At 35.4% G+C, this 12,229-nt stretch carries 12 protein-coding genes; 1 reads left to right on the forward strand and 11 read right to left on the reverse strand.

The window, feature by feature from the left end:
• Window positions 1-84 precede the first annotated feature (84 nt).
• From ACMA47_RS22240 to ACMA47_RS22250, 3 genes are read right to left on the reverse strand one after another with little or no spacing between them, the layout of a single operon-like run.
• Window positions 85-1,341, reverse strand: coding sequence for a DUF2851 family protein (locus ACMA47_RS22240; protein ID WP_413931544.1), 1,257 nt, complete (start codon window positions 1,339-1,341; stop codon window positions 85-87).
• A 27-nt stretch (window positions 1,342-1,368) separates the two neighbouring features.
• A complete protein-coding gene (gene bshA / locus ACMA47_RS22245) occupies window positions 1,369-2,517 on the reverse strand; it encodes an N-acetyl-alpha-D-glucosaminyl L-malate synthase BshA (protein WP_034695707.1) in 1,149 nt (382 codons plus the stop codon).
• A 26-nt stretch (window positions 2,518-2,543) separates the two neighbouring features.
• Window positions 2,544-4,247 (reverse strand): glycoside hydrolase family 3 protein, encoded by a 1,704-nt coding sequence (locus ACMA47_RS22250; RefSeq protein ID WP_413931545.1) that lies wholly within the window; start codon window positions 4,245-4,247, stop codon window positions 2,544-2,546.
• A gap of 116 nt (window positions 4,248-4,363) precedes the next feature.
• On the opposite strand from ACMA47_RS22250, the gene ACMA47_RS22255 reads away from it, so the two are divergent.
• The gene (locus tag ACMA47_RS22255) at window positions 4,364-4,912 is read left to right on the forward strand and encodes a hypothetical protein (protein ID WP_413931546.1); all 549 of its coding nucleotides are present in this window, start codon (window positions 4,364-4,366) and stop codon (window positions 4,910-4,912) included.
• Window positions 4,913-5,156: 244 nt separating this feature from the next.
• Here the strand turns inward: ACMA47_RS22255 and ribA are convergent, their stop codons facing one another.
• The 8 genes from ribA to ACMA47_RS22295 form a co-directional block, all read right to left on the reverse strand.
• Complete coding sequence (gene ribA, locus ACMA47_RS22260) at window positions 5,157-5,753, reverse strand: GTP cyclohydrolase II (protein WP_079240315.1); 597 nt, start codon at window positions 5,751-5,753, stop codon at window positions 5,157-5,159.
• Window positions 5,754-5,771: 18 nt separating this feature from the next.
• Window positions 5,772-6,230 carry a hypothetical protein gene (locus ACMA47_RS22265; RefSeq protein WP_253316416.1) on the reverse strand — a complete coding sequence of 153 codons (459 nt, stop codon included), beginning with the start codon at window positions 6,228-6,230 and terminating at the stop codon, window positions 5,772-5,774.
• On the reverse strand, window positions 6,227-6,841 hold the full coding sequence (locus ACMA47_RS22270; protein WP_034695722.1) for a DUF4254 domain-containing protein: 615 nt from the start codon (window positions 6,839-6,841) through the stop codon (window positions 6,227-6,229). The genes ACMA47_RS22265 and ACMA47_RS22270 overlap by 4 nt, the downstream gene beginning before the upstream one ends.
• 15 nt (window positions 6,842-6,856) lie before the next feature.
• Complete coding sequence (locus ACMA47_RS22275; protein WP_034695724.1) at window positions 6,857-7,072, reverse strand: twin-arginine translocase TatA/TatE family subunit; 216 nt, start codon at window positions 7,070-7,072, stop codon at window positions 6,857-6,859.
• A gap of 31 nt (window positions 7,073-7,103) precedes the next feature.
• A complete protein-coding gene (locus ACMA47_RS22280) occupies window positions 7,104-8,666 on the reverse strand; it encodes a peptidoglycan DD-metalloendopeptidase family protein (protein WP_413931547.1) in 1,563 nt (520 codons plus the stop codon).
• Complete coding sequence (locus ACMA47_RS22285) at window positions 8,663-9,508, reverse strand: DUF4292 domain-containing protein (RefSeq protein ID WP_413931548.1); 846 nt, start codon at window positions 9,506-9,508, stop codon at window positions 8,663-8,665. The genes ACMA47_RS22280 and ACMA47_RS22285 overlap by 4 nt, the downstream gene beginning before the upstream one ends.
• A 106-nt stretch (window positions 9,509-9,614) precedes the next feature.
• Window positions 9,615-10,631, reverse strand: coding sequence for a sugar phosphate nucleotidyltransferase (locus ACMA47_RS22290; RefSeq protein ID WP_413931549.1), 1,017 nt, complete (start codon window positions 10,629-10,631; stop codon window positions 9,615-9,617).
• 153 nt (window positions 10,632-10,784) lie between these two features.
• Window positions 10,785-12,212: an oligosaccharide flippase family protein gene (locus ACMA47_RS22295; RefSeq protein ID WP_413931550.1), complete on the reverse strand. Its 1,428-nt coding sequence runs from the start codon at window positions 12,210-12,212 to the stop codon at window positions 10,785-10,787.
• Window positions 12,213-12,229: the final 17 nt, after the last annotated feature.

The raw sequence follows: 12,229 nt of genomic DNA on the forward strand, positions 1-12,229 counted from the left end.
TTTTTTAAGAATTAAATCTAATACTCAAAGTTAAGAATTTTTTTTGACAAAGCTTTTTGAATGCTATATCCAGTTCGGATCCCGTTATTCTTTTAAAAGTTTGAATCCGATGGCACAGGATAAACAGTTTTTCGGTTCACAAAAGGTTTTATGATGATAAATAAGACTTTGACTTTCCAGAGCATTGGTAACCTGTAATCCAAGCTTTTTCCAGCTTGTAATGATGGTATTTTTCTCTGCGGCAACAGTCTTGTAAAGCTCAATAATTTCGTCTGCAATATCTTCCTGATGATATCTGTGATAGGCATACTGTAAAGGGATTACCGTGTTTACAATGAGAAGATCTATAAAATCTTTACTCAATGTTTTAGGCTGTACTTTAGAAATACTCCCAAAATTAAAATGACAATTCCAGTACTCAGAGGCCTTTGTAGATTTGAAAATGGAGTAGAGTTGTTCTGCACTTCTCGCTTCCATAATCTTTGAAAATAAATTCTGATGTTGGTAAAGGTCTGCTAATTGAGACAAACGAATTGTTGGGAAATTGGGAGGTCTTAATCTTAAAAACTTAGGATGGAGTTTTAAATCAGGAATGGAAAATTTGGCTTTAATGAAATCGAATTCTCTTTTCCATATTTTCATTTGCCCGTCCTGTGGTTTCTCAAGCCATCCTGAAATTCCGAATAATAAAGCTTCAAGCTGAAGAGGATTCTGACGGATTTTATTGATAATACTGTAATCGATACTTTCTGCAATCTGCCGGAAAATAGCAGCATTTACTTTTAAACCGAATGAGTAAGCAAAACTGTGAAATAAAACAGCCTCAAAATTATTTTTGTATAGATATAAACTCTGTTCAAGCTCTGAAGATTTTTCATCCAGTTTTTTCAGGATATTCTCTTCATGAAAGTTGACAGGTATTTTTTTCGGATCAAAAATCTTTTCACAGGCAATAAATTCGTCTCCATTAATGAGCTTTTCATATTTCCATACGATATTTTCATCAATATAATTGTGAAGTTCCAACGTAGGAACCTGTTTTTCGGTAAGTTCATGAATTTCTATGTCGTGCTGAAATACAACATGAAGAATGATATTCTGATAATTGGGATCCTGGGAATGATTGTGGAAAATCCAGTCTGAAGAACAGACATGCAGTTCTATATTTCCTGCGAGAAGTAAGCCGTTGATTTTGATTTTAGCATCCAGAAAATCCGGACCTGCATTTTTATTCCATTTTCCGAAATGGATGATCTCAACGGAATTTCCTTCAATATCTTTGAAGTCAAAATGTTTGAAAACCTTATAGTTCCAAAGATATTGAAGTAGTTTTTCCGTCATAAGTGTGACGTAAATATAACAGAAATATTATACTTTCGTCAGCTCCTTATTAAAATTTTCTATGGTTGTTCTATACATTTTCTCATAGATAGGAAGAATGTTTTTCAAATCGAATTTTATTGCCTGATCTTTCGCATTTTGCTTCATTTTGGCTAAAAGTTCATCATTGCTTAACAACTTGATGGTGTAGTTGCTCATAGCTTCCACATTTCCGATTTCAGCCAGATAACCGGTCTCTCCCTGAATATTCACCTCAGGAATTCCACCTGCATTGGAACTGATAACCGGTGTATAAGCTGCCATGGCTTCCAAAGCTGCAAGACCGAAACTTTCCTGTTCAGAAGGCAGAAGAAATACATCCGAAAGCTGTAAGATTTTATAAAGATCATTCACCTTTCCTAAAAGGCGGATTTTGGAAATAAGATCCGGGTTTTCTTCCAGAAACTGATTTACTTTTTCCATATCAGGACCTTCACCAATGATGATCAGCTTAGATTTAACTTTTCTTTCCACATTCTTAAAAATCTGAAGAACTTCGTCTACACGTTTCACCGGACGAAGGTTGGATACGTGGATCAGAATTTTTTCATCAGGATTGGCAAACTGGGTTCTCTGGCATTCAGAGCAGTCGTCAAATTCAGAATTATCAATAAAATTGGTAATTACCTGAATTTCCTTTTTGATATTGAAAAACTGAAGGGTATCTTTTTTCAGACTTTCAGAAACTGAAGTAATAGCATCAGACTGATTGATCGAAAATTCTACTGCGTGTTTATAACTTGGGTGCTGGCCTACAAGGGTAATATCTGTACCGTGCAGTGTAGTAACCAACGGGATATCATTATTGTCTTCCTTAAGCATTTGTTTTGCCGTAAAAGCAGCATATGCATAAGGAATGGCATAATGTGCATGAAGAAGATCCAGTTTGTAAAGATTGACAACCCTGTAGATCATCGAGCTTAACGCAATATCATAAGGCTGATACTGGAAAAGGGGATACGTCTGAACATTTACCCTGTGAAAGAAAATATTCGGGTTGGTGATATCTAATCTTGCAGGAAGTGCAGAACTGATGAAATGTACTTCATATCCTTTATTGGCAAGGGACATTCCTAATTCTGTTGCTACAATTCCGCTTCCTCCATAGGTGGGATAGCAAAGTATGCCTATTTTCATTAGATTATTGTTGTTTTAATTTTGTATTATTTGGTTTTTGTTGAGGTTGTCATAGGAAGATCTATACCCATTCCTGGTTTCAACTGATCATTAACCAGTACAGGAAGTTTTCCCGATATTTTTGTTTTTCCGTTGAAAGCGTCCGCAGTTGCATTCATAGAATCATCATTGTTTTCGTAAGAAACAAGAACGGTTGAAACTTTTGAGATGTCAATATCCTTTAATGCATAAGCACTTCCGAATACATTCAATATAACATTTTGTTTTTTGGTAAGATCAGCAAGTACTTTTTTAGATTCTGCTGAGATTTTATATGGCTTATAAGCTGTTGAATTATCCTTATGGAAACCTACGATAACTGTAGAACCGGCAGGAATTGTATTGATTTCTCCTGCTTTTTTAATGATAACATTGTTACCCAATCTGTTGGCAAAAGTCTGATAAGAAGCTTCTTCAAGAGGAACATAATAAATCTGTTTTCCTGTCAGAGGTAGTAATTTCTTTTCATCCTTTACTAAAGTCAATGCATTGGAATAAAGATTCTGTACCAATTGGATATGAGAATCATTATTTAAATCCTTATTGATATTTTCAGGGTTTCTAGGAGTATATTGTGTAAGACCAAGGAAATATTTGGTTAAAAGGATTTTTTTCACACTTTCTTCCACTCTGGATTGAGAAATTTCTCCTTTATCAATTGCTTTTTGAATCAATTTTTTACCTTCAGCAACACCTTGTGAGAAAAGCATGATATCATTTCCTGCTTTAAAGGCCATAGCATCCAGTTCACCCGGTTGGTATTTATTAGCCACAGCACCCATGTTTAAGGCATCAGTGATGATTAAACCTTTATAGCCTAATTTATCTTTCAATAATCCCGTAATGATATTTTTAGAAACAGAAGCCGGAATTCCCTTTCCTGATTCTAAGCTTGGAACGTATAAGTGTGCCACCATTACGCCGCCGATTCCTTTATTCATTAATGCCTTGAATGGAGCTAGCTCTACGGTGTTAAGTCTGTCAATATTGTGAGAAACTACAGGAAGATCAAGGTGAGAATCTGTGCTGGTATCTCCGTGACCCGGGAAGTGTTTGATTGCTGCTAAGATATTGTTATCCTGAAGACCGTTGGAATAGGATAGGGCAGAGGTGATTACATTATTCACTTCAGATCCGAAGCTTCTGTTCCCGATAATCGGATTATCAGGATTGGTATTGACATCTACTACAGGTGCAAAATCCCAGTTGATTCCCATTCTTTTGCAATCCTCTGCAATTTTTGCAGCCATCTGATACACAAGATTTTTATCCTGAATAGCTCCTAATGTCATGGCCCATGGAAATTTGTGAGCGGTAGCAATTCTCTGGTAAATTCCCCATTCTGCATCCATACCAATCATCAAAGGAACTTTAGACTTTTGCTGAAATTCATTGACCAGATTGATTTCCCTTGCGGCATCGTCCTGCATTAAGATCAGACCGCCTATTTTATCATTCGTAACAATATTTCTTACCTGGCTGATATACTCTTCTCCTCTATTGGTATATAATGCCACAATAAAAAGCTGTCCTAGTTTTTCATCCTGAGAAAGATTTTTATATGTTTTATCAACCCATTGCTGAGCTTTTTTTACATCTTCTTTAGAAGCATTTTTTGGCTGATACTGGGCTTTCACCTTAGGGCTTATCAATGCGACAATAAAGAGTGAAGTATATAATAATTTCTTCATGACTTTTTTGAATAAGAACAAAAATACAATTAAAAAAGTGAGGAAAACAAAGTTTTTGAGATTTTTGGTATATGATTTGAATACGCAATATAAATAATAACTAAACTTTACTAAAAATGAAAAAAATACTTCTTTTCTTATTCCTGGGAGCTGTAGGTTTTACTGCGTATAGCTGTGATAATAGTGATGATACTGTAGTACAGGGAACAGATTATGATACCATAAACCAATCATTTGATATATCTCCTACTTTTACAAAAGTTAATGATAATCTTTACAGATGGAGTGATGATTTTAACAAGCCATTAATCCAATCCGATATGGTACTTATCTATATGCAGATTGGAATGGATGGAGATTCTCCTGTATGGAAACTTTTACCCTATACTTATTATGTAGGGAATGCCAATAATGACGCTGTAGATTATATTTATGAATTCAGTAAGTATGCTGCTACTATTAATATTAATTCTAGCAATACATTTAGCTTAACAGCTAATCCATCATACTATCAGAATAAAAAATTCAGAGTTCTTATTCTTCCTGCAAATGGTACAGGAACAGGTGGTGCAAAGATGGCTAAAGGTACTGCTGTAGATTATAATGATTATAAGAGTGTAATCAAATATTATAATATCGACGAGTCTAAAATTAAGACTAAATAATTTAGAAATATCTTTTCAGTTTTTTATAATTAAAAAAGTCCCGGGAGAATATCTTCCGGGGCTTTTGATTTATTATTAAAGGTAAGGGAGATTTGAGCACTGTAATTAAGCTCTTAATGTAAGTGTGTTTTTACTTATTATAATCTTTCGGAACCAGAAAATATTCAGAAGGTGATTTTTGGTTTGTATGAGCCGAAAAAGGGTCAATAAAAAAGCCTCAGAATTTCTGAGGCTTTTATTTTATCTAGTTATCATTGTCATCCAGAAGATGTCCAAAGAAATCTTTTTTTGTCTGCAGATATCCTTTGCTTATTTCATTCGCAGGAATCTGTAACGGTACTCTTGAATTAAGGTGAATATTGCTGTCTACAACATATTTTACCTTTTCAGGATTATTGGTCAGAAGGTTGATGTCTTTTATATCCAATAGATTCAGAATTTCAATGGCTACGCCAAAGTTTCTGTCATCTGCAGGAAGTCCCAGTTCAAGATTAGCCTGTACAGTGTCCAGACCTTTTTCCTGTAGTGAGTATGCCTTCAGTTTGTTGATGATCCCGATGTTTCTTCCTTCCTGACGAAGGTAGATGATAATTCCACCGTTTTCATGGATATATTTCATTGCAGCATCCAATTGTTGGCCGCATTCACATTTTTTTGAATGGAAAACTTCTCCGGTAATACATTCTGAGTGGAAACGAACATTGACCGGTTTTGAAAAATCTGTATTTTCAGCAACAATGGCCATATGAGGCATCCAGTCGTTTTCGTTTTCGGAGAAAGCTATCATTCGGAAAGTGCCGTGCTCTGTGGGAACATTGGCTTCCGCCTGAATTTTAATCATTGATAGTTCAATTAGTTTTTAACTTCCTGGCAAAGTATCTTCAATAACAGAAATATTGGTTTTTAAACGCACCAGATATCTGTTAAGAACTTCATCGTCGTCTCTGTCAAGATTTTGCCTTAGCTTTTGAATTTTTTTGTATGATTTTTCGAAGCTTTTAAGGGCTCTGCCTTTTCCTGCAGAATTGCTGGCATCAATAGCATATAAATAATTCTGAAGACTGTATTTCAAACTGGTAATCTCATCATTTAATCCGTTGTTTTTAAACTTGGGAAAAGTAGAGATCATGTTTGAAATTTCAGAAGCATTTACATTCTGTTTGATATTGATATTGAAATTCTTCTTTGAGCTTCTGTCTGAATCAGACCCTTTAGCATCACTATAAAAATTATTTGACAACGGAGAAAGATTAAGCTTTTCCGTTGCGCAGGAAGATGTTAATATGATAAGTACTCCAAAGAAAAATAGTCGTTTCATTTCTGTTGCCCTTTTTGATAAAGGATTGGGTTAAGACTTTCATCGTTGTACATTTTCATTTGTTTGTACACTTTCATCTTAACGTTACCGTTTTCAATATCAGTAAGCAACTGATCTATAGAAGTTGATAGGTCTTCTTTCTGAGTAAGCAGAACATCCAGTTTAGCCTGGCAATTATTTCTGTGTTCTTCAGAAGCGGATTCTCTATTAGCTTCTAACGACATATGATAAACCTTTAATGCAAGAATTGATAGCCTGTCTACTGCCCAAGCGGGAGTTTCCGTATTTATTTTTGCTTCAGGTTTAGGAGTTATATTTTCAAACTTATTAAGAAACCAGCCGTCAATATATTCTACCAGATCAGTTCTTTTCTGATTGGAGGCGTCTATTGTTCTCTTCAGTTGAAGAGCTTCTGCCGGATCAATATTTTCATCTCTAATTATATCTTCCAAATGCCATTGAACGGTATCAATCCAGTTCTTTGCATACAAAATCCGTTCCAAACTATCTTTTTCGAACGGGTTATTAATTAGAGTGTTAACGTCATCAGACACGTGATAGTCTTCAATAGCTTGATTGAAGACTTTCCATGCAGTCTCAGTAAATTTCATTAATTCTAAGGAATTTTAGTTGCTAGAAGAATTATTATTGTTGTTTGAAGAAGATTTATTTTCAGAACCTGGTTTGTCTTCTTCTTTTACCGCATCTTTAAATTCTTTGATTCCTGAACCTACTCCTCTCATTAATTCCGGAATTTTCTTTCCTCCAAAAAGTAATACCAAAAGTATTGCTACGATAAGGATGTGTTGCCAAGATAAGGCAAGTATTGTTAGTGTATTCATCTCTTAAAATTTTTGCAAAGTTACACTTTTTTTAATATGAAATCCAACCTAATGGATCAACTGGTGTACTTCCGTTCCATACTTGGAAATCAAGGGTATAAGCACCATCAAAATCCTGAGCTATTGTACCTACAGGAGTTCCTGATGAAACCTGCTGTCCCTTGGAAACACTTACATTTCCTAAGTTGGAATAAATGGTAAAATAACTTCCGTGTTTGATGATGACTGTCTTTGTTCCGTCATTGTTGGCGAGAACTGAAGATACTGATCCCGGGAATACAGATTTTGCACGCGTACCTGAAGGGACGGAAATTTTAATCCCGTTATTTTCTTCAGTAATATTTTTGAAAACCGGGTGCGGCTGTCTTCCGAAACGGTGAGTGATTTGTCCGGCTCTGTCTGCAGGATAGCCAAGTCTTCCTCTGCTATCTGCAAAGCTGTTCCCAGTAGCGGTGGAAACTCCGTAGCTTGTCATAGCTTTGGTCTCAGCTGCTTTTTTCTCTTCTTCTTTTCTTTTCGTAAGAGCTGCTTCTGCTGCTCTTGCTGCGGCCAATTTATCAGCAGCTTCTTTAGCTCTTGCATTCGCCTCATCAGAAGCCTTTTTAGCGGCTACTCTTCTTGCTTCATCTCTCGCATTAGCTTCTGCCTTTGCTGCGTCTTCATTACGTTTTCTTTCTTCTTCTGCTCTTTTAGCGGCAAGGTCTGCTGCTCTCTTAGCTTCTGCTTCTGCAAGTCTTCTTTCTCTTTCAAGGGCTTCCGCTCTTGCTTTAGCTTCTGCTTCGATTCTTGCTTTCTCTCTTTCAGCAGCTAGTTTTGCCAAACGTATTTTTTCTGCTTCCGCTTTTCTTCTGGCTTCTTCTTCTGCTTTGGCGATTCTGATCTCTTCTGCAATAATAGCTCTGATCTGTCCTTCCAATGCTTTAGACTGAACTTGTTTTTGCTTAAGTTCAGCGGTCAGTTTAGATTCGTTTTTCTTGAAATCAGCAACCAGTTGTTCTTTCTGGGCTCTTTCAGCATTGATGGTTGCCAGGTCTTTCTGTTGGTTAACCAACAGATTTTCCTTCGCTTTTACAGAGTTTTGTTTCTGAGCGATGGTTTTTTTGATGAGATTAGCGGCATCTGTGATTTCAGCTGCTTTTTTATCCTGGTAGTCTGAGTATTGTTTCAGATATTGAACCCTACGTATGGCTTCTCCTAAATTTTTAGCAGAAAGTATAAACGTTACTTTGTTCTGTACCCCTTTGTTTTTATAAGCATTCACCAAAACTTCAGCATAGTTTTTTCTTAAAACAGCCAGTTCTTTATTCTGACGGTTGATTTCCAGCTGACGTAAATAGATATCATCTTCAATGAACCTTTTTTCTTTCTGCGTATTATTATAAACCTTTTCTCTTAAAACCAATTTTTGGTTGACATTGGAAAGGTAGGCTACGGAAAGTTTAGATTCACTTCTGGTTTTGGCTAAATCGGTATTTATTTGTGCAATTTGTTTTTTAAGTTCGGCATTCTGCTTTTGCAGCTGTTCTTTGGTCTGCTGTCCCTGGTGCAGTCCGAACATCAAAACACCTATTAAAAAGCTAAATTTTCTAATCATTTAATCTCAATTTTCTTATAACTGGATGGTACAGAATAAGGTGTTTCCATCCTCGAAAAGTCAAATTTCGTATTTTCCATTAAAATCTGACTAGATTTTGAGCCTTTTATAATTATTTTAACATTTTTCGGAAGACGGACTCCTTCGTATTCATTCCAGTCGCTGTAAGAAACATCGAGCTCGTCTGAAGACAAAATATCTTTTAAATTGACATTTAATAAATCGTAATTAGTATCGTACTGAAGGGCTATTTTATATTCTCTGTTTTTTTCATCCGTTACAATTTTCTGATTGATGGTAGAAACCATTTTGAATCCTTGTGCATTTTGGGTCAGCATAAACTGTTTGTCATTTATTTTTACAAAAGTTCTTCCCATTAATATTTTTTCCAAAGATTTATAATCAATGAAATTAACATTCAGCAGATTATTAAGATAATCAAAATCAGAATCTATAAAGGTTTTATTGATCTTGTCCTGTCCTTTTATCCCTTCCGGAGTTGCAATACCTCTGGCTGCATTAATAAACAAGGCTCTGAGATTCATCCATACCTTTTTATCATTTTCAATATAGATTGTTGCATCCAGTGTAGGAACATAGCTTCCTGTTTCTACTTTTATTTTACTGTCTATTTTGATCTGCTCGAATTTTGGTGGAATTAATACATGTTCATAGAAAGTAAGTTTGTCGCTTACCGGTTCATTTACGTCTTTTGGATTTCCATTGTCTTTTGTAGTATTAATGCTGTCCCGTGTATGATCTGTGTCGTTTTGGACAGTATTACGGGTCTTACAGGATGATAGGGCAAGAAGCAATAAAAGAAAAGGAATCCAATTTTTCATGTATTTATCTTTAAATTAAAAATACGTTGCAATATTAACGCCAAACCACACAAAAACATTTTGTGTGGCCTGATGATGTGTTATTTATATAAAATATTTTCTATTCTTACTTAGATAAAAAATCTAAAACAGAATAATCACCTAAAGAGATTTCTCTGGCAACTCCGAAATACTGTGCAGAATTACCGATCATAGAATTGGATAGGTTTCCGTGATTGATTTTTGTGTTTTCCTGAACCAGAGAGTTTTCAATATTAGAATTGACAACGGTTGTGTTGTTTCCTAAAGAAACACCAGGTCCTACTTTTGAGTTGGAGATTTTTACATTTTCTCCAATAAAGCATGGTTGAATAATAAGGGAATTTTCAATGACTGCAGAAGCTGGATAATTCTTCATCTCTTCTCTTTCATATTCAAGGATTTTGCTGTTGGTTTCTACGGTAGCATTTTTGTTACCACAATCCATCCAGTCATTTACTTTTCCAAGGGTAAACTTAGCTCCTTTTGATCTAAGATTTTCAAGAGCTGTTGTCAATTGATATTCACCTCCGTTTTTAATGTCATTATCCATGATATAATTGATTTCCTCCATCAGCTTTTCAGCACTGTTGAAATAATAAATACCAATGATAGCAAGATCTGAAACGTAAGTTGTTGGTTTTTCAACAAAGTCGGTAATAAAGCCGTAGTTATCCAATTTTACTACTCCGAAAGCAGATGGGTCTTCAACACTTTTCACCCAGATTACACCATCAGAATTTTTATCCAGTTGGAAGTCTGCACGGAAAAGAGTATCTGCAAAAGCAATAACGATATCTCCCTGCATGGACTGCTCAGCACACTTTATCGCATGAGCTGTACCAAGAGGATCGTTCTGATAATAGATACTTCCTTTTGCTCCCAGCTTTTCAGCAATCTGAATAAGGGATCTTTCGATCTCAGGGCCAAAATCTCCGATGATAAAAGCTACCTCTTCAATATTTTCTCCTGCAACTTTAGCAATATCTTCCACTAATCTCTGTACGATAGGTTTTCCTGCAATAGGAATAAGAGGTTTTGGAACTGTCAGTGTATGAGGACGTAATCTGGAACCACGTCCAGCCATAGGGACAATAATTTTCATAAATTATATGTATAAAAGATGTTTTGTTAGTTATTTTTGATATTTAGGTTAAAGATAATAATTAAAACCTTTAGCAAAGTATGATTTATATCTTTTTAAATAATTGTTTAAATTAACAATAGGTTGGTGTACAAGCAAAATAAAGACCAAAGTTTAATTCTTTCTGATTCTCGATAAAATCAGGTTTTTCTCAGAATAAATCAAAATTCCGGTAAAGATTAAAAAGAGGAGATTACTTGCTAGAATATTATAGTTGAGATATTTTACAATGATGAAACTAAAAACCCCAAGCAGTATCAGAAAGAAAGACATTTTCTTCATTCTGTAAGGAATAGGATAATATTTTTGACCTAACAGGTAAGAAACAATCATCATAATAATATAAGCTCCAAAAGTAGCCCATGCAGAACCCATCATGCTGTGATAGTAATTTAAAGCAAGGAGATTAAGTCCTATATTGATTCCTGCTCCGAGCCATGAAATGACAGTTCCCATACTGGTTCTGTCTGTTACTTTATACCATGTTGAAAAGTTATAATATATTCCAAAACAAAGATTGGCAATTACAATAATTGGGATGATATCTATCGCGATCCAGTACGATTTATTAGGAATGAAAACAGCCTTCAGCCATGATATATTGGCAATGATTCCCAAAGCTACAGCACAGGCGAAAAATGCGAAATATTCTGCAACTTTGGCGTAGGTTTTTTTCGCATCTCCCTTATCCATTTGTTTAAAGAAGAAAGGCTCAATCCCCATTCTGTAAGCGGTAACAAATAATGTCATCAGTACAGCAAGTTTATAGCATCCTCCATAAGCACCGGCTTCTTCGTCTGAAATATGATTTCTCTGTATGGATTTATCAAAGTTTTCATTCACCATAAAAGCCAGACCTGCCAGCATCAGAGGGAAGGAGTATTTGATCATACGTCCGAACAATGAAGTGACAAACTGAAATCTTACCTTTAATATAATAGGAAGTAATAATAAAAAGCCTAAGGCACTTCCTGCCAGATTACTGAAGAACGGATAATCTACATTTTGATCCAGCCCCATACTTCTTGATATGCTCTCTGGGATCCAGAAGAATAAAGCAGCAGTGAAAACAGCCTGAAAAATAGCCTGAACAACTCTTACTGCAGAATATTTGATGGGTTTATTGTGGAAACGAAGCCATGCAAAAGGGATCACCAATAAATTGTCAAAAAAGGCAATCATGGCAAACCATCTGATGTATTCAGGGTTATCGTGGTATCCCGCATAATCTGCAATGGGTTGATTGAATAAATAACACAGTGCGAGGAAAAGAGTGGATGTGGAAAATAAAAACCAGAATGAGGTATTGAAAGTTTTTTTCTCGTTATCCTCTTCGGCTGAAAATCTGAAATATGCTGTTTCAAAACCAAAAGATAGGATAATATTAACAAATGAAATCCACGCATAAAGTTGGGTGAAAATCGCAAAACCTTCATTGGGAATCTTATAGATCAAAAGTGGATTAAGGATAAATAGAATGATTCTTGGTGCTATTGCTCCTACTCCGTAGATGATAGTCTGTCCTAATAGTTTCTTGTACAAAGCCGAATTTTTTTTGC

Origin of the sequence: Chryseobacterium sp. T20 (genome assembly GCF_047345655.1) — a bacterium.
GTDB lineage: Bacteria > Bacteroidota > Bacteroidia > Flavobacteriales > Weeksellaceae > Chryseobacterium.